General features: G+C 69.6%; 16 protein-coding genes and 1 riboswitch. Of the genes, 15 read left to right on the top strand and 1 reads right to left on the bottom strand.

Annotated elements, in window-relative coordinates; all coding sequences use genetic code 11:
* The first annotated feature begins 4 nt into the window (after positions 1–4).
* The 15 genes from ABRP18_RS06350 to argH all read left to right on the top strand — a co-directional run bounded on the left by ABRP18_RS06350 (position 5) and on the right by argH (position 17,912).
* Positions 5–922, top strand: coding sequence for a glutamate ABC transporter substrate-binding protein (locus ABRP18_RS06350; protein WP_046749024.1), 918 nt, complete (start codon positions 5–7; stop codon positions 920–922).
* 79 nt (positions 923–1,001) lie between these two features.
* Positions 1,002–1,649, top strand: coding sequence for an amino acid ABC transporter permease (locus ABRP18_RS06355; protein ID WP_046749025.1), 648 nt, complete (start codon positions 1,002–1,004; stop codon positions 1,647–1,649).
* Positions 1,646–2,548, top strand: coding sequence for an amino acid ABC transporter permease (locus ABRP18_RS06360; protein ID WP_113681500.1), 903 nt, complete (start codon positions 1,646–1,648; stop codon positions 2,546–2,548). The genes ABRP18_RS06355 and ABRP18_RS06360 overlap by 4 nt, the downstream gene beginning before the upstream one ends.
* A gap of 42 nt (positions 2,549–2,590) precedes the next feature.
* Positions 2,591–3,631 carry a phenylalanine--tRNA ligase subunit alpha gene (pheS, locus tag ABRP18_RS06365; protein ID WP_046749026.1) on the top strand — a complete coding sequence of 347 codons (1,041 nt, stop codon included), beginning with the start codon at positions 2,591–2,593 and terminating at the stop codon, positions 3,629–3,631.
* Positions 3,631–6,150 (top strand): phenylalanine--tRNA ligase subunit beta, encoded by a 2,520-nt coding sequence (gene pheT / locus ABRP18_RS06370; protein WP_349885738.1) that lies wholly within the window; start codon positions 3,631–3,633, stop codon positions 6,148–6,150. Before pheS ends, pheT begins: the two co-directional genes overlap by 1 nt.
* A 75-nt stretch (positions 6,151–6,225) precedes the next feature.
* Complete coding sequence (locus ABRP18_RS06375; RefSeq protein ID WP_349885739.1) at positions 6,226–6,948, top strand: DUF402 domain-containing protein; 723 nt, start codon at positions 6,226–6,228, stop codon at positions 6,946–6,948.
* Positions 6,945–7,907 (top strand): NAD-dependent epimerase/dehydratase family protein, encoded by a 963-nt coding sequence (locus ABRP18_RS06380; RefSeq protein WP_349885740.1) that lies wholly within the window; start codon positions 6,945–6,947, stop codon positions 7,905–7,907. Before ABRP18_RS06375 ends, ABRP18_RS06380 begins: the two co-directional genes overlap by 4 nt.
* Before the next feature lie 6 nt (positions 7,908–7,913).
* Positions 7,914–8,008, top strand: a riboswitch (TPP riboswitch).
* Complete coding sequence (thiM, locus tag ABRP18_RS06385) at positions 7,999–8,847, top strand: hydroxyethylthiazole kinase (RefSeq protein WP_349885741.1); 849 nt, start codon at positions 7,999–8,001, stop codon at positions 8,845–8,847. (Overlaps the previous riboswitch by 10 nt.)
* The gene (locus ABRP18_RS06390; RefSeq protein WP_349885742.1) at positions 8,844–10,994 is read left to right on the top strand and encodes a bifunctional hydroxymethylpyrimidine kinase/phosphomethylpyrimidine kinase; all 2,151 of its coding nucleotides are present in this window, start codon (positions 8,844–8,846) and stop codon (positions 10,992–10,994) included. Before thiM ends, ABRP18_RS06390 begins: the two co-directional genes overlap by 4 nt.
* 239 nt (positions 10,995–11,233) lie before the next feature.
* A complete protein-coding gene (gene argC / locus ABRP18_RS06395; RefSeq protein ID WP_058632221.1) occupies positions 11,234–12,286 on the top strand; it encodes an N-acetyl-gamma-glutamyl-phosphate reductase in 1,053 nt (350 codons plus the stop codon).
* Positions 12,283–13,440 carry a bifunctional glutamate N-acetyltransferase/amino-acid acetyltransferase ArgJ gene (gene argJ, locus ABRP18_RS06400; RefSeq protein ID WP_113681465.1) on the top strand — a complete coding sequence of 386 codons (1,158 nt, stop codon included), beginning with the start codon at positions 12,283–12,285 and terminating at the stop codon, positions 13,438–13,440. The genes argC and argJ overlap by 4 nt, the downstream gene beginning before the upstream one ends.
* The gene (gene argB, locus ABRP18_RS06405) at positions 13,437–14,354 is read left to right on the top strand and encodes an acetylglutamate kinase (RefSeq protein WP_045263191.1); all 918 of its coding nucleotides are present in this window, start codon (positions 13,437–13,439) and stop codon (positions 14,352–14,354) included. Before argJ ends, argB begins: the two co-directional genes overlap by 4 nt.
* Complete coding sequence (locus tag ABRP18_RS06410) at positions 14,351–15,556, top strand: acetylornithine transaminase (protein ID WP_349885743.1); 1,206 nt, start codon at positions 14,351–14,353, stop codon at positions 15,554–15,556. Before argB ends, ABRP18_RS06410 begins: the two co-directional genes overlap by 4 nt.
* Positions 15,553–16,482 carry an ornithine carbamoyltransferase gene (gene argF / locus ABRP18_RS06415; RefSeq protein WP_058632223.1) on the top strand — a complete coding sequence of 310 codons (930 nt, stop codon included), beginning with the start codon at positions 15,553–15,555 and terminating at the stop codon, positions 16,480–16,482. The genes ABRP18_RS06410 and argF overlap by 4 nt, the downstream gene beginning before the upstream one ends.
* Entirely contained in the window at positions 16,482–17,912 is a 1,431-nt protein-coding gene (gene argH / locus ABRP18_RS06420) for an argininosuccinate lyase (RefSeq protein WP_046749036.1), read from the top strand. Before argF ends, argH begins: the two co-directional genes overlap by 1 nt.
* 47 nt (positions 17,913–17,959) lie before the next feature.
* Here the strand turns inward: argH and ABRP18_RS06425 are convergent, their stop codons facing one another.
* Complete coding sequence (locus tag ABRP18_RS06425) at positions 17,960–18,556, bottom strand: DUF1349 domain-containing protein (RefSeq protein ID WP_061016148.1); 597 nt, start codon at positions 18,554–18,556, stop codon at positions 17,960–17,962.
* Positions 18,557–18,569: the final 13 nt, after the last annotated feature.

Here is an 18,569-nt window from a genome sequence, read left to right on the forward strand (position 1 = left end):
GCACATGCGACGCACACGGACACTGGCAGGCATCGGAATCGCGGCAGCCGCGCTGCTGACGCTCACCGCCTGCAACAGCGGAACCCCGTCCAGCACGGGGGCCCCGGAAGGCGGCGACGAAGGTGACTCCTCCAGCAGCACGCCCTGGACCGTCCTGACCGACGTCAGCATCGACGGCAGCCCGACGTTCGACCGGATCGAGTCGTCCGGAAAGATCAAGGTCGGCGTCAAGGAGGACCAGCCCGGTCTCGGCTACCTCGACCCCGTGACCGGTGACCGCACCGGATTCGACGTCGACATCGCCCGCTGGATGGCGGCATCGCTCGGTGTCGACCCGGAGAAGATCGAGTTCCAGGCGATCGCCTCCGCGAACCGCGAGCAGGCCATCGTGAACGGCGACATCGACTACTACGTCGGCACCTACTCCATCACCGACAAGCGCAAGGAGCAGATCTCCTTCGCCGGTCCGTACTTCGTCACCGGTCAGGGCCTCCTCGTGGCAGCTGACAGCGACATCAAGAGCGTCGACGACCTCGACTCCTCGACGACCGTCTGCTCGGCGACCGGCTCGACGCCGATCCAGAACATCAAGACGAACTACCCCGACGTGCCCACCAAGGAGTACGACACGTACTCGAAGTGCGTCGAGGACCTGAAGAACGGCCAGGTGGACGCGGTCACCACCGATGAGGCGATCCTCATCGGCTACGCGGCTCAGGACCCGGACAACCTCAAGGTCGTCGGTGAGCCCTTCAGCGAGGAGCGCTACGGCATCGGCGTCGCCAAGGGTGACGACGCCCTCGTGGAGTACTTCAACACGCAGCTGACCGATGGTGGCGAGATCTGGCAGCAGATCTTCGACAACAACCTCGGTGCCTCCGGCGTCAAGGCGACGCAGCCCGAGGTCGACCCGGTCGGTTGATCTCCGCGGGGCGGTCGGCATGGTCGGCCGCCCCGCTCATGCAGGACACTTTCGAGAACCCGAATCGACAGGAGCAGCAGTGGGAGTCATCTCCGACCACCTCGACCTCTGGGGAGAGGCACTGTGGGGAACCATCGTGCTGTTCCTCGGCGGCGGCATCATCGCGCTGGTCCTCGGACTCATCGTCGGGGCCGCACGTGTCTCGCCGGTTCCGATCGCCCGCGCCGTCGGTGGCGTGTACGTGAACTGGATCCGCAACACACCGCTGACCCTGGTCATGTTCTTCTTCGCCTTCTGCCTTCCGATCCTGCTGGGGGAGCGGGTGAACTCCCTGCTGCTGGCCGTGATCGCGCTCGGCATCTACACCGCGACCTATGTGGCGGAGGCGCTGCGAGCCGGCATCAACACCGTGCCGGTCGGCCAGGCGGAAGCCGCACGGGCGATCGGCCTGAACTTCGGCCAGGTCATGCGCTACGTGGTGCTGCCGCAGGCGACGCGCTCCGTCGTCCCGCCCATGATGAGCGTGCTCATCGCCCTCATGAAGAACACCACGGTGGCCGCAGGGTTCTCGGTCGTCAACCTCGGCACCATCCGCGCGGCGCTCAGCGAACGCGGTGAGAACGCGCTCGTCGTGCTCCTGTGGGTCATGGTCCTGTTCGTGGTGCTGGTGCTGCTGCTCGCCTGGGTGCAGCGCGTTCTCGAGAACAAGTGGAGGATCGCGCGATGAGTTCCGTCCTTTTCGACGTCCCCGGCCCCCGTGCCGTCGCCCGCAACAGGCTCATCGGAGTCGCCACGGTGCTCGTGGTCCTCGCGGTGCTCGGCTGGGTGGTGTGGAGGCTGTTCGCCACCGGGCAGTTCTCCGCAGAGAAGTGGAACATCTTCACGTTCTCCGCGGTCTGGGTCCGCTTCGGCGAAGGCCTGCTGGCCACGCTGGCCGCGTTCGCGGTCGCCGGCGTCGGATCCATCGTCCTCGGTTTCCTGCTCGGCATCGGCCGCCTCTCGGAGCACGCCTGGGTGCGTGAGCCGGTCCGGTGGATCATCGAGGTGCTGCGAGCGGTGCCCGTGCTCATCCTGATGATGCTGCTGTACTACGGCCTTCCGGTGATCGGCGTGAAGATGCCGCCGTACTGGGCCGTCGTGATCGCCCTCATCGTCTACAACGGCTCCGTGCTCGCCGAGGTGCTCCGTGCCGGGATCGAGTCGCTGCCGCGCGGGCAGAAGGAGGCCGGCTACGCGATCGGACTGCGGAAGACCGGGGTGATGTACTTCATCCTGATCCCGCAGGCCGTCCGGGCCATGATGCCGGTGATCATCGCGCAGCTCGTCGTGGCGCTCAAGGACACCGCGCTCGGCTTCATCATCACGTACCAGGAGCTCCTCTACGTCATCAACCAGATCGGCAACCAGGCACCCTACGGCTCCCCGCTGATCCCGGCGGCGATCGTCGGCGGATCGATGTACGTGGCCGTGTGTCTCCTGCTCTCCTACATCGCCTACCGCCTGCAGAAGCGTGCCAAGCGCTCGCCGAAGGCAGGGCCTGCGGTGCCGGATCCCCGCCAGCACGGAGGCGAGACCAACACCTCGCTCATCGTGCTGCAGGGAGATGGGTCCGAGAAGGCGCGCTGATCCGCGAAAGGGACCCGCACGCCCCCGGTAGACTCGATTCTCGTGTCAGAGTCTCCTGAAATCACCCCGGAAGCGGTCGAGTCCGCTGTTGCCGATGCCCTCGCGGCGATCGCCGCAGCCGCCGATACCGCCGAGCTGAAAGCAGCCCGCGCCGCACACGTCGCCGACGGATCGCCGCTCGCGGTACTGAACGCCTCGATGCGCCAGGTCGCTCCCGAGAACAAGGCCGCATTCGGCAAGCTCGTGGGCCAGGGGAGAGGGCAGGTGACCCAGGCGCTGGCCGCGAAGGAGGCCGAGCTCGCCGAGGCCGAGGTCGCCGCGCGCCTCGAGTCCGAGCGGGTGGACATCACCGCTGTGCCCTCGCGCACGCGTGTCGGCGCCCGACACCCGCTCACGCTCCTGCAGGACCAGGTGTGCGACATCTTCGTCGGCATGGGCTGGGAGATCGCGGAGGGACCGGAGCTCGAGCACGAGTGGTTCAACTTCGACGCACTGAACTTCGATGTGGACCACCCCGCACGCCAGGAGCAGGACACGTTCTACGTGGACCCGCCCTCGCGTCACCTCGTGATGCGCACGCACACGAGCCCGGTGCAGGTGCGCTCGATGCTCGACCGCGAGGTGCCCATCTACGTGCTGTGCCCCGGCCGGGTGTATCGCACCGACGAGTTCGACGCCACGCACCTGCCGGTGTTCACGCAGTTCGAGGGACTCGTGATCGACAAGGGCATCACGATGGCGCACCTCAAGGGCACGCTCGACCACTTCGCGAAGCTGCTCTTCGGCCCCGAGGCCAAGACGCGCTTCCGCACCAACTACTTCCCCTTCACCGAGCCGTCCGCCGAGCTCGATCTGTGGCACCCCACCTTCAAGGGCGGTGCGCGCTGGATCGAGTGGGGCGGCTGCGGCATGGTCAACCCGAACGTGCTGCGCGCGGCAGGGATCGACCCGGAGGAATACAGCGGCTTCGCGTTCGGCATGGGCATCGAGCGGGGCCTGATGTTCCGCAGCGACGTCCAGGACATGCGCGACATGGCCGAGGGCGATGTCCGATTCAGCGAGCAGTACGGGATGGTGGTGTGATGCGCGTCCCGCTTTCGTGGTTGCGTGAGTACGTCGATCTGGCAGCGGACGCCACGCCCGAGGATGTCCTCGCGGCCCTGGTGACCGTCGGCTTCGAAGAGGAGGACGTGCACCGCTTCGACATCACGGGCCCCGTGGTGGTCGGCCAGGTCGTCTCGCTCGAGCCGGAGCCCCAGTCCAACGGCAAGACCATCAACTGGTGCCAGGTCGACGTCGGCGAGGCGAACGGCGGCATCCGTGGCATCGTCTGCGGCGCGCACAACTTCGTCGTCGGGGACAAGGTCGTCGTGACCCTGCCCGGTGCGGTGCTGCCCGGTCCGTTCCCGATCGCCGCCCGCAAGACCTACGGTCATGTGTCGGACGGCATGATCGCCTCTGCGCGCGAGCTGGGACTCGGTGACGAGCACAACGGCATCGTCGTGCTGTCCGACCTCGGCATCGATGCGCCCGTCGGCACCGACGCGATCGCCCTGCTCGGCCTCGACGACGTCGCGGTGGAGATCAACGTCACGCCCGACCGCGGTTACGCCTTCTCCCTGCGCGGGGTGGCTCGTGAGTACGCGCACGCGACCGGAGCGACCTTCCGCGACCCGGCGGAGCGCGATTTCGCCGAACTCCAGCCGGGCACCGGCCACACGACCATCGTCGACGACGTCGCACCTGTGCGCGGGAACGTCGGAGCGAGCGAGTTCGTGACCCGTGTCGTCCGCGACGTCGATCCCTCACGTCCGACTCCTCCGTGGATGGTGGCGCGGCTCAGCCTCGCCGGCATGCGGTCGCTGGGCGTGCTCATCGACATCACCAACTACGTGATGCTCGAGCTCGGACAGCCGCTGCATGGCTACGACCTCGACAAGCTCACCGGGGGGATCACGGTTCGCCGCGCGCACGAGGGCGAGAAGATGACCACCCTCGACGGCGTCGAGCGCGCGCTGCACACCGAAGACCTGCTCATCACAGACGAGTCGGGTCCGATCGGCCTGGCCGGCGTCATGGGCGGCGGCACGACGGAGATGAGCGACTCCACCCGGAACGTGATGATCGAGGCGGCGAGCTTCGACCCGACCACGATCGCCCGTTCGGCTCGTCGTCACAAGCTGCCCAGCGAGGCGTCCAAGCGTTTCGAGCGCGGCGTCGACCCGCTGATCCCCTTCGTCGCGGCCCGGCGCGCGGCCGACCTCATGGTCGAGTTCGCCGGGGGCACGCTCACGGAGGAGGGCGGCGCGCTGTTCGCCGAGGTCTTCGTCGCGGAGATCGAGCTGCCCGCCGGCTTCGTGCAGGGGCTCATCGGCGTCGACTACACCGATGAAGAGATCACCGGTGCGCTGACGACGATCGGCGCGGAGGTCAGCCCTTCGACCGGCTCAGGGACCCAGGGCGGGTGGACGGTCATCCCGCCGACCTGGCGCCCCGACCTCACCGACAAGTGGACGCTCGCCGAGGAAGTCGCCCGCATCCACGGGCTCGACCGCATCCCCTCGGTGCTGCCGACGCCTCCCTCCGGGCGCGGCCTCACCGCGCACCAGCAGGGCCGCCGCCGCGTGGCCGATGCTCTGGCTGCTGCGGGGCTGGTCGAGACGCCGTCGTTCCCGTTCACCACGGAGGCGCAGAACGATCTGCACGGCTCCGCGTCGGGCGAGCGCCTGCCGAGCATCCGTCTGGCGAATCCGCTCGACGGGCAGGCGCCGTACCTGCGCCGGTCGCTGATCCCCGGTCTGCTGCAGACCGCGCACCGGAACATCTCCCGCGGGCTCACCGACCTCGCGATCTTCGAGACCGGGGTGGTCTTCCTGCCCGAGCCGGGTGTGCAGTACGGCACCGATGAGGTGCCGCCGCTGGGGGAGCGTCCGTCCGACGAGACGCTCGCGGAGCTGAACGCCTCGATCCCGCCACAGCACCGGTTCGTCTCCGGACTCCTCACCGGCCATGTCGCACCGCGCCAGCCCGGTCGCCCCGCCGAGGCCGCCGGCCTCGTGGAGGCTCTGGACGCGGTCCGTGTGATCGCGGCAGCCGCCGGGGTCGACATCGACGTGCTCCAGGCCGAACGCGCCGCCCTCCACCCGGGGCGCACCGGGTCGCTCCTGGTGGCAGGCGAAGAGGTCGGATACGTCGGCGAGCTGCACCCCGCTGTCGCCGAGGGGGCCGATCTTCCCGGGCGCGCGACCGTGTTCGAGCTCGACCTCGACCGCATCCTGTCGCTTGCCGGCGGACGGGTCGTCGCCGCTTCGCTGTCGACGTTCCCCGCCGCTACGCAGGACGTGTCGCTCCTGGTTCCGGCCGGGGTCCCCGCCGCGGATGTGCAGGCCGCTCTCGCCGAAGGTGCGGGCACGCTGCTGGAGTCGGTGCGCCTCGTCGACGACTACCGCGGAGAGGGCGTTCCGGAGGGTTCCAAGAGTCTGACCTTCGCGCTGAGGTTCCGGGCGGATGACCGCACCCTCACCGCGGCGGAGGCCACGGAGGCCAAGCTCGCCGGGGTCGAGGTCGCTGCGCAGCGCTTCGGAGCGACGCTGCGCGACTGAGGATCGATCCGCGGTGTGAGGCGGACCGTGTCGTCGCTCGGACGATCCGGGCCGTCGCCGGAGTACCGTGGCGGGATGAGAATCCTCCCCCAGGGCACTCCGGCAGCCGTCCCCGACGGGGCGCGACCGCTCGGCGAGGGGCCGTTCCTCGAGCCCGGCGCACAGATCGACTGGCATTATCGGAAACCGGGGTGGCAGCCGCGAGAGCCGTCCAGGATCTCGCCGATGCGGGTGGTACGCGATGATGAGCGCGGTCTCGTGGCCTGGCTCGCTCCGGGGACCCTCCAGGAGGCGCCGGGGTCCAGCGACGGTCAGCGCGTGCGGGAAGTGCCTCTCGCCCGGCGCTGGCTCGAGCCGCGGACGCGCATCGTGGAGCGCTGGCGGGGCAACGGGGTGCTGTGCATCGCCCCTGCGGGGATGCCGTGGTCGATCTGGCTGTTCTGGAGCGACACCACCGGGCCGGACTGGGCGTTCTCCGGGTGGTACGTGAATCTCGAGAACGCGCATCTGCGGACAGACCGGGACACCTTCTCGTCCGACCATATCCTGGACGTCGAGATCGATCCGGCGGGCGGCATCCACCTCAAGGACGAGGATGAGCTCGTCGCCGCGATCGCCCAGGGACGGCTCAGCTCCGAGCAGGCCGCGCAGATCGAGCGGCACGCGGACGCGGCCATCGCGTCGTTCGAGGCCGACGACTGGCCGTTCGACTCCGCGTGGACCCGCTGGCGGCCCGACCCCGCCTGGACGGTTCCGGTGCTGGCAGGCCTTGACCGGTTGGGTGCAGGCACACCATGACGGATGTTCTGATCCTGGGCGGCACCGGGTGGCTCTCCGGGCGCATCGCCGGTCACTGGCGCGACCACGGAGCCACGGTCACCTGCCTCGCTCGAGGCACACGGCCCGCGCCGGAGGGAACGGTCCTGGTGCGTGGCGATCGCGAGGAGGCTTCGACCTACGCCGACCTCGCACGACGGGAGTGGGACCACGTCGTCGACATCTCCTCCCAGGCGGCGCATGTCGATCGGGCAGTCGAGATGCTGGGCGATCGAGCGGCACGATGGACGTACGTGTCATCCGTGTCGGTGTACTCCGATGACGAGACGGTCGGTGCGGACGAATCGGCTCCACGACACCCGGCGGCGGTTCTCGGCGACGAGTACGAGTACGCGGCGCAGAAGGTCGCCGCCGAGGACTCCGTCGCCCGATTGGGGGAGCGGGCACTCGTGGTGCGTCCCGGCCTGATCGTGGGCGGCGGAGACCCGAGCGACCGCTTCGGCTACTGGAGTGCCGCGTTCGCTCGTGCCGACGCTGACGCCGTGCTGCTGCCCCCGCTGGACGGGCGGAGCGCTCAGTTGATCGACGTCGACGATCTGGCGGAGTACATCGTCACCGCGCGAGGCAGCGGAGCCGTCAACGCCGTCGGCGACGAGAGGCCTCTCGCGGATGTGCTGCGGATGGTCCGCGCTGCATCCGGGCACACCGGGGCGACCATCGTCGCGGACGAGGAGTGGCTCATCGCGCATGACGTGGACCACTGGGCCGGCCCGCACTCCCTGCCGCTGTGGCTCCCGCCCGAGATGACGGGATTCATGACCCGCTCGAACGCGGCATTCCATGAGACCGGTGGGACGCTCCGTCCGCTCGTCGACACGATCGAGCGCGTGCTCGCCGACGAACGGGAGCGCGGACTCGACCGCGAACGACGTGCCGGGCTCACGCGGGCGCAGGAGCGGGCGCTGCTGGCCGATCGATAGACTGCGGACAGTGACACGGGGTGCCGCGATCCGCGGCTGAGAACAGACCCGTCGAACCTGATCTAGTTCGTACTAGCGAAGGGATGTCGCGATGAGCGATCTTCTGCGTCCTGATTCCACCCACGATCTCGCCGAAAAGGCTGCGGTGCTGCTGGGGGTGTTGCGTGAGGCGCCACCGCTGACGCACTGCATCACCAATGCCGTGGTCACCGGCTTCACCGCCAACGTGCTGCTGGCGCTCGGGGCTGCTCCCGCCATGGTCGACATCGTCGGGGAGGCCGGCATGTTCGCCGGTGTCGCCTCGGGGATGCTGGTCAACCTGGGGACGCCCACCCCGGAGCAGCGCGCGGCGACTCTGGAAGCCGTCACCGGTGCGAGGGCAGCCGGTACGCCCTGGGTGCTCGACCCCGTCGCGGTCGGTGCGCTCCCGGTGCGCACCGCACTCGCGCGTCAACTCGTCGAGCAGCGTCCGACCGCGATCCGCGGCAACGCCTCGGAGGTGCTGGCTCTCGCGGGGCTCAGCGCCGGTGGGCGGGGTGTGGATTCCACCGACAGCACCGAGTCCGCGGCCGAGGCCGCATCGGCGCTGGCTCGGACGACACGCGGTGTGGTGGCCGTGTCCGGCCCGATCGATCTGCTCACCGACGGCGAACGCGTGCTGCGGTTGTCCAACGGGCACGAGCTGCTCACGAGGGTCACGGGCGGCGGTTGTGCTCTGGGCGCGGTGATGGCGGCCTTCCTCGGCGCCGCGCGGGCGACAGGGCACGACGCGCTCACGGCGGTCGCGTCGGCGAGCCTCGTGTACACGATCGCGGCGGAGCAGGCAGCGGAGCGGTCCACCGGGCCGGGGAGCTTCGCCGTCGCGCTGCTGGATGCCCTCGCCGCGGTGGATTCCGCTGACATCAGGGTCCGTGCCCGCGCCGAAGGCGGTGCCCTGTGAACGCCGACCTCTCGCTCTACCTCGTCACGGATGCGGAGCTGTGCGGAGACCGGGGCGTCGTCGAGACCGTCCGGCACGCGGTGGAAGGCGGGGTGCGCATCGTGCAGCTGCGCGACAAAGAGGCGACCGACGAGGAGACGGTCGAACAGCTGGTCGCGCTGTCGCAGGCGATCGACGGGCGGGCGCTGCTCGTGGTGAACGATCGGCTGGGCGCGGCCGTGGCTGCTCGTGAGCGTGGAGCCAGGGTCGATGGCGTGCACCTCGGTCAGGGCGACGCCTCGGTGCTGCGCGCCCGTGAGGCACTCGGACCCGACGCGTTGATCGGCCTCACCGCCAACACCGCCGCGCACCTCGACGCGGTGCGGGCCCTCCCGGCCGGGACGATCGACTACCTCGGGGTCGGCGTCATCCGTCCCACCCTCACGAAGCCGGATCACCCCGTCCCGCTGGGCGTGGAGGGATTTCGCGACTTCGCCAGGCGCAGCGCACTCCCGTGCGTGGCGATCGGCGGTGTCCACATCGACGACACCGAGGCCCTTCGCGATGCCGGTGCGGCGGGGGTGGCCGTGGTCTCGGCGCTGTGTGCCGCCGACGATCCGGCCGCCGTAGCGACGCGGTTCCTGCGGCGCTGGCGCTCCGGGGGTGTACCGCGAGTGCTCAGCATCGCCGGGAGCGACCCGTCCGGAGGTGCGGGCATCCAGGCCGACCTCAAGTCCATCGCCGCGAACGGCGGGTACGGGATGGCTGTGCTCACGGCGCTGACCGCGCAGAACACGCAGGGCGTGCGCGCTGTGCACGTGCCGCCGGTCGACTTCCTCCGCGCGCAGCTCGATGCCGTGTCGGACGACATCGTGATCGACGCCGTGAAGATCGGGATGCTCGCCGACGCCGAGGTCATCCGCGCAGTGGGGGCGTGGCTCGACCGCGTGCGCCCGCCTGTCGTGGTGCTCGATCCCGTCATGGTCGCGACCTCCGGCGACCGGCTGCTGGATCCGGAGGCGGAGCGAGCACTGCACGGACTCCTCGCGCGGGCGACTCTGGTCACTCCGAATCTCGCCGAACTCGCGGTGCTCGCCGGTCGGGAGATCGCCGACTGGGAGGATGCCATCTCCGCGGCGCACGAGCTGTCCGCCCGGATCGATGCGGCCGTCCTGGTCAAGGGCGGCCATCTCGTCGGGGATGAGGCCCCCGATGCGTTGGTCGACGCGGCGCGCGGTCTGCGCAGAGACTTTCCAGGACGACGGATCACGACCGGAAACACCCATGGCACCGGCTGCTCGCTGTCGTCCGCGCTCGCGACCCTGCTCGCGCGGGGGCACGACGCAGAAGCGGCCGTCGGCGCCGCGCGCATCTGGCTTCGCGAAGCCCTGCGGGCGGGGGACGCGTTGCGCGTCGGCGGTGGGCACGGGCCGATCAACCACTTCTCCGGACTCTGGGAACGGGCGGGAACAGAGGCCCGTCCGGTCGCGGACGACATCGCGGCGGACTGGTGGCACGACATCAGGGAGATCCGCACCGCGATCGACGAGCTGCCCTTCATCCGCGCGCTCGCCGACGGGACGCTGGAGCGCGGACCGTTCCTGTCCTATCTCGCCCAGGACGCGCTGTACCTGCGCGAGTACGCCCGTGTGCTCGCGGAAGCGTCCCGGCTCGCGCCGACATCCGATGAGCAGGCGTTCTGGGCGGAGTCGGCCCGCGGTTCGATCGTGGGCGAGCTCGAGCTGCACGCGTCGTGGTTGACTCCGACGCAGGGGGTGAGCGCGGACACGTTCTCCGCCGAGCCGGGGGCGGCCACCACCGCCTACCTCGATCACCTGCGCTCTGTCGCGTTCGGTGGGGACTACGCCGAGATCGTCGCGGCCGTCCTCCCGTGCTTCTGGCTCTACACCGACCTCGGCCGACGCCTGCACGCCGGGGCCTTCGGTCAGTACGCGCAGGATCCCCAGCACCCCTACGCCTCGTGGCTGGCGACCTACGCCGATCCCGCGTTCGAAGAGGCGACCGAGACGGCGATCGCCTACGCCTCCGAAGCGGCGGCAACGGCTGATGCCGCGACCCGCGCCAGGATGCGCCACGTCTTCGAGGTCTCGAGTGGCCACGAACTCGCCTTCTTCGCCACACCGCTGGAGCCCTCACCCCGCAGATGACGAACCGGATTTGCGGTGGCAGCCGAGGCCGCGCTACTGTCGCGACATGCCTTCGGCCGCCACTGCTTCTCCGACGCTCGCTCCGAGCGTCATCGCTGTGCGCCGACGCCGCGGCCGCCGACTGTAGGCGACCCCGCCCTTCTGCCCGTGCGCGCACGGCGGTCGAGTGCCGGTGTCGCCGCCTCCGGCCCCGTCCACGGTCCCGATTTCCTCGAGGGCCTGACCGTTAAGGTAGAAGCATGACGTATTCCGTCGCCGTCTCCGGCGCATCCGGCTACGCAGGCGGCGAGATTCTGCGCCTGCTGGCCGCCCATCCCGACATGGAGATCCGCACCGTCACGGCGCATTCGAACGCCGGGCAGCCTCTCGTCGACCACCAGCCGCACCTGCGCTCACTCGCACACCTCACGCTGCAGGACACGACACCGGAGATCCTCGCCGGCCACGACATCGTGTTCCTCGCCTTGCCGCACGGGCAGTCGGGGCAGTACACCGATGCGCTGGGCGATGTCCCGCTCGTGATCGATGCCGGCGCCGACCACCGACTCACGTCCGCCTCGGCGTGGGATGCGTTCTACGGCGGCGACTTCCACGAGCCGTGGACCTACGGTGTGCCCGAGCTCCTCATCGACGGGGTCAAGCAGCGTGAGCACCTCCGTGGAGCCACGCGCATCGCGGCGCCGGGATGCAATGCCTCCACCGTGAGTCTCAGCCTCGCGCCCGGTGTGGCCTCCGGGGTGATCGACCCCTCCGACATCGTCTCCGTGCTCGCCGTCGGACCGTCCGGCGCGGGGAAGAGCCTCAAGACGAACCTGCTCGGCAGCGAGATCCTGGGCACCGCCAACCCCTATGCGGTCGGCGGCACCCACAGACACATCCCCGAGATCCGTCAGGCGCTCGCCGCGGCGTCCGGGGTGGAGTCCGACGGCATCCGGATCTCGTTCACGCCGGTGCTGGTGCCCATGTCGCGCGGGATCCTCGCCACGTCCACCGCACCCATCGTCGACGGTGCGACGGATGCGCAGATCCGTGACGCCTGGCAGAGCGCCTATGGCGACGAGACCTTCGTGCAGCTGCTGCCCGAGGGACGCTTCCCCCGCACGGCCGACGTGCTCGGAGCCAACACCGCGCTGATCGGCCTCGCGATCGACCGGGCCGCGAACCGGGTCACGGTCGTCACCGCGGTCGACAACCTCGTCAAGGGCACCGCCGGCGCTGCCGTCCAATCCATGAACATCGCGCTGGGTCTTCCCGAAGCCCGCGCCCTCTCAGTGAACGGAGTAGCGCCGTGAGCGTCACCGCCCCCGCAGGATTCGAAGCGGCCGGTGTCGCCGCCGGGCTGAAGTCGACCGGGAAGCCCGATGTCGCCGTCGTCGTCAACCGCGGACCTCGCAAGGTGGGTGCCGCGGTCTTCACCAGCAACCGCGCCAAGGCGAACCCGATCATCTGGTCGCAGCAGGCAGTGGCCGACCGGGTCGTCGAGGCCGTGGTGCTCAACTCCGGCGGTGCGAACTGCTTCACCGGCGCGTTCGGGTTCCAGACCACCCACCAGACGGCGGAGAAGGCGGCCGAACTGCTCGGCGTCAGCGCCGGGGATGTGCTGATCTGCTCCACCGGTCTTATCGGCACCGGGGACGAGACGTTCCGCTCGCGTGTGCTGGCCGGCACCGAGCAGGCGATCGCCGAGCTCAGCGCCGACGGCGGGGAGAGCGCGGCACAGGCCATCATGACCACCGACACCGTTGCGAAGACCGCCGTGATCAGCCGTGATGGCTGGACGATCGGCGGTATGGCGAAGGGCGCCGGCATGCTCGCGCCGGGACTCGCCACGATGCTCGTGGTGATCACCACCGATGCCGTCCTCGAGCCGCTTCAGGCCGATGAGGCGCTGCGCCGTGCGACAGGGCAGACGTTCGACCGTCTCGATTCCGACGGCTGCATGTCGACGAACGACCAAGTCACGCTCCTCGCCAACGGGGCATCCGAGGTCGTGCCGGACCTCGACGACTTCACCGCCGCGCTCATCGAGCTCTCCCAGGAGCTCGCGGTCAAGCTGCAGGGTGATGCCGAGGGCGCGAGCCACGACATCACGATCGAGGTGCAGCATGCGGTGACCGAGCAGGACGCCGTCGAGGTCGGCCGGTCGGTCGCGCGCAACAACCTCTTCAAGGCAGCGATCTTCGGCAACGATCCGAACTGGGGGCGGGTGCTCGCGGCGATCGGAACGACGAATGCGCAGTTCGACCCCTACGACGTCGACGTCTGGATGAACGGCGTGCGCGTCTGCAGCCAGGGTGGTCCGGACCGCCCCCGCGAAGAGGTCGACCTCACCCCGCGCGCCACGCACCTCGTTATCGACCTCAAGGTCGGGGAGTCGACGGCCACGGTGCTCACGAACGACCTGACCCACGACTACGTGCACGAGAACAGCGCCTACGCCTCATGACCGACATCCAGGACACCACGCCGGACGTCGCCGCGCAGAAGGCCACGACGCTCATCGAGTCGCTGCCGTGGCTGAAGAAGTTCCGCGACCAGATCGTCGTCATCAAGTACGGCGGCAACGCCATGGTGTCGGAGGAGCTGCAGGACGCCTTCGCCCAGGACATCGCCTACCTCCGCTACGTCGGGGTGCTTCCGGTCGTGGTGCATGGTGGAGGGCCGCAGATCTCCAACATGCTGCAGCGGCTCGAGATCCCGAGCGAGTTCAAGGGCGGCTACCGCGTCACCAACACCGAGGCGATCAGCGTCGTGCGCATGGTGCTCACCGGTCAGGTCAACCCGCAGCTCGTGTCGAAGATCAACTCGCACGGCCCGATCGCGACCGGCCTCAGCGGGGAGGACGCCGGACTCTTCGGAGGGCGCCGTCGTGGTGTCGTGATCGACGGCGAAGAAGTCGACCTCGGTCGGGTCGGCGACGTCGTCGAGGTCGATCCGACGCCCGTGCTCGACCACCTCGCCGCAGGGCGCATCCCGGTGGTGTCGAGCATCGCGCCCGATCTCGATCACCCCGGGCAGTCGCTCAACGTCAACGCGGATGCCGCGGCAGCCGCTCTCGCGGTCTCGTTGCACGCGCGAAAGCTCGTCATCCTGACCGACGTGCCGGGGCTGTATGCCGACTGGCCCAACCGCGACTCGCTCGTCTCCCATCTGACGTCGGATGCGCTCATCCAGATGCTTCCGACGCTCGAGTCGGGGATGATCCCGAAGATGCGGGCCTGTCTCGATGCGGTCGAGGGCGGCGTCGACGCGGCGGCGATCATCGATGGGCGGGTGCCGCACTCGGTGCTCGTCGAACTCTTCACCAGCAAGGGAATCGGGACCGAAGTGGTCCTGGGAAAGAACGAGGTGACGGCATGACCGTCTGGCAGGACGATGCGGCACGCGATCTCGTGCTCAACGCGGGGGAGCGGCTCGCGCTGCTGGTCCGCGGTGAGGGCTCGTACCTGTGGGACGCCGACGGACGACGCCACCTCGACTTCCTCGCGGGCATCGCGGTGACCTCGCTCGGGCACGCGCATCCGGCCTTCGTCGAGGCGGTCTCGACGCAGGCGGCCACGCTCGCGCACGTGTCGAACTACTTCGCCACCCCGCCCCAGCTCGCGCTCGCGGCACGCCTGAAGCGTCTGGCCGGTGCCGGCATCGACGGTCGCGTGTTCTTCTCGAACTCGGGTGCCGAGGCCAACGAGGCCGCGTTCAAGCTCGCGCGTCTGCACGGCGGCTCCGAGCGGCCGCGCATCCTCGCTCTCGAGAACGGCTTCCACGGTCGTACGATGGGCTCGCTCGCGCTCACCGCCAAGGTCTCGATGCGCGCGCCGTTCGAGCCGATGCCCGCCGGGGTCGAGCACATCCCCGCCACGATCGAGGCTCTCGAGGCCGCGATGGATGACCGCGTCGCCGCGATCATCGTCGAGCCCATCCAGGGCGAGGCCGGAGTGGTCGAGCTGCCGGAGGGCTATCTCGCCGCTGCGCGCTCGCTGACCCTCGCTCACGGCGCCCTGCTGATCGTCGACGAGATCCAGACCGGTGCCGGTCGTACCGGTGAATGGTTCGGGTTCAGCCACGAGGGCATCACCCCCGATGCGATCACCCTCGCCAAGGGCATCGGCGGCGGCTTCCCGATCGGCGCGCTGGTCACCTTCGGCAGCGCCAGTGCGCTCTTCACCCCGGGATCCCACGGTTCCACCTTCGGCGGCAACCCGCTCGCGACCGCGGTCGCGGATGCGGTCCTGGCCGAGATCGAGAGTGGCGGCCTGGTCGAGAACGCCGCCCGTCGTGGTGCCGAGCTGCGCGAGATCCTGCTCGGCATCGACTCGCCGCTGATCGACGGTGTGCGCGGACGTGGTCTGCTCATCGGCGTGGCGCTGACCGCGCCCGTCGCCGGTGAGGTCGTCGCGGCCGCCCAGGCGCGCGGTCTCATCGTCAACGCCGCCAACCCCGAGACGGTTCGCATCGCACCGGCTCTCACGATCGGCGACGCCGAGCTCGCCGAGTTCCGCGAGCTGTTCACGGCTTCGCTCGCCGACGTCCAGGCCGCTGCTGCCGGAAAGGTATCCGCATGACCCGCCACCTGCTGCGTGACGACGATCTGACCCCCGCCGAGCAGGCCGAGATCCTCGATCTCGCGATCGAGCTGAAGAAGGACCGGTGGGCCGACAAGAGCCTGGCCGGCCCCCAGACCGTCGCGGTCATCTTCGACAAGTCCTCCACGCGCACCCGCGTCTCGTTCGCGGTGGGGATCGCCGACCTCGGCGGTTCGCCGCTGATCATCTCGACAGCGAGCAGCCAGCTCGGCGGCAAGGAGACCCCGTCCGACACCGCTCGCGTCCTGGAGCGCCAGGTCGCGGCCATCGTGTGGCGCACGTATGCGCAGTCGGGTCTCGAGGAGATGGCGGAAGGTACGCGTGTGCCGGTCATCAATGCGCTGTCGGATGACTTCCACCCGTGTCAGCTGCTCGCCGACCTGCTCACGATCCGCGAGCACAAGGGCGACCTGAAGGGGCTCACGCTGACGTTCTTCGGAGACGGGCAGAGCAACATGGCGCACTCCTACGCGCTCGCCGGTGTGACTGCGGGCATGCACGTGCGCATCGCGTCGCCCGAGGACTACGCTCCTCGTGCGGATGTCATCGAGGCCGCCGATCGACGCGCCGCCGAGACCGGCGGGTCGATCACCCTCTTCACCGACCCGGTCGAGGCCTCTGCCGGTGCCGACGTCGTCGTGACCGACACCTGGGTGTCGATGGGCAAGGAGGAGGAGAAGCTCGCACGCATCCGCGACCTCGGCGGCTACAAGGTCACTCCGGAGACGATGACCCTGGCCGATCCTGAGGCGATCTTCATCCACTGCCTCCCTGCCGACCGCGGCTACGAGGTCGATTCCAGCGTGATCGACGGTCCGCAGAGCGTGGTCTGGGACGAGGCCGAGAACCGCCTGCACGCGCAGAAGGCGCTGCTGGTCTGGCTCCTCGGCAAGAAGGACGCGTGATGAGCGACGCGACGCACGAAGGCACCAACGAAGGCGCGCTCTGGGGCGCCCGCTTCGCCACAGGGCCCTCGCCTGAACTGGTGGAGCTGAGCCGTTCCACCCACTTCGACTGGATCCTCGCTCCGTACGACATCGCGGGCTCCCACGCGCACGCCACCGCGCTCGAAGCGGCCGGGTACCTGGAACCGGACGAGGCGCGGCGGATGCACGAGGGGCTGGACGCGGTCGCGCGCAAGGTCGCCGACGGCACTCTGCGCCCCGTGCCGACCGATGAGGACGTCCACGGCGCGCTGGAGCAGGCGCTGATCGTCGAGCTCGGGCCGGAGCTCGGCGGGCGGCTGCGTGCCGGTCGCAGCCGCAACGACCAGATCGCCACGCTCGTGCGCATGTACCTGATCGACCATGCGCGAGTGATCGCCCGCGACATCCTCCGGGTGATCGATGCCCTGGTCGCTCAGGCCGAGGCTCATCCGACGGCGATCCTTCCCGGCCGCACGCATCTGCAGCACGCACAGCCGGTGCTGCTCGCCCACCACCTGCAGGCGCACGGGTGGCCGCTGGTGCGTGAGCTCGAACGTCTCGTGGACTGGCGTCGTCGCGCCGGTGTCTCGCCGTACGGCGGCGGAGCGCTGGCCGGTTCCACCCTCGGGCTCGATCCGGCACTCGTGGCGACCGAGCTGGGCCTCGACCGCCCCGCGGAGAACTCGCTCGACGGCACGGCGGCTCGAGATGTCGTGGCGGAGTTCGCCTTCATCACGGCGATGACCGGCGTCGACATCTCGCGCCTGTCCGAGGAGATCATCCTCTGGAACACCCGCGAGTTCGGCTTCGTCACCCTCGACGACGGCTACTCGACGGGCTCGAGCATCATGCCGCAGAAGAAGAACCCCGACATCGCCGAGCTCGCTCGGGGCAAGTCGGGGCGTCTGATCGGAAACCTCTCCGGCCTGCTCGCCACCCTCAAGGGCCTCCCGCTCGCGTACAACCGCGACCTGCAGGAGGACAAGGAGCCGGTCTTCGACTCGGTGCAGACCCTCGAGGTGGTGCTTCCCGCGTTCGCCGGGATGATCGCGACGCTGCGTTTCGACACCGAACGGATGGCGGCGCTCGCGCCTCAGGGGTTCTCCCTTGCGACCGATGTCGCCGAGTGGCTCGTGAAGCGCCGCGTGCCGTTCCGGGATGCGCACGAGATCTCCGGTGCGCTCGTGCGGGCGTGCGAGGAGCGGGGGATCGGGCTGGAGGATGCTTCCGATGAGCTGCTGCTCTCGGTGTCGCCGCATCTCGTGCCCGAGGTGCGCGAGGTCCTCACGATCGAGGGCTCCGTCGGGTCGCGGACCGGGATCGGCGGCACCGCACCGGAACGGGTCGCCGAGCAGCGCGCGGAACTCGTCGCGCGCGCACAGGCGGCAGCCCACGCCCTCGGCATCTGACCGGAGGCTTCTGACCGGAGGCGCAGGCGGCCGCCGTCGCTGCCTGCTCAGTGCAGGTCGGCGTCGGCCTCCGACCGTTCCCAGCGCGTGAAGCGCACGGTGAGGCCGGCGCGGGTCGGTGCCGCGAGGAACGGACCGGCTGCCGCGGCTGCCTGTCCGTCGAATGGGGCGACCCTGACGAGTCGCCAGGGGCCGTCGTCGGCGCGGGCGCGAACGATCAGGGAATCCGCCCAGCGGCTGACGCGCACGGTGATCTCGTTCTCGAGCCACTCGTCGACGTGGCCGACGGACCAGTCGGAGACACCGGCTGTGACCACGGCGCCGAGTCCCAGATGGCCGTCGGCGTACTCGAGACCCGTCTTCACCCAGTGCTCCTCGTCGATGCGCACGAAGACGCCTGCCTGGTCGAACTGGCCGTCCCACGGTGCGCGGAAGGAGACCTCCATGGCCTCGCCGACCCCGAGCGGGGCGAGCAGGGCGTGCTCGGTGTCGTGCACGAAGCCGTAAGCGGTGTGCCGCCAGGCATCGCTGCTCTCCACCGCGGTGACATCGAGCGGAGTCGTTCCGGCGGGTAGCGCGGCGGGGGAGGTCGGAGCGTTGGTCCAGGTTCCGTCGGACCAGGGGATCATGTGCGATTCAGGCATGATCTCAAGATAT

This window comes from Microbacterium sp. WHRI 7836, from assembly GCF_040223885.2.
Lineage (GTDB): Bacteria > Actinomycetota > Actinomycetes > Actinomycetales > Microbacteriaceae > Microbacterium > Microbacterium oxydans.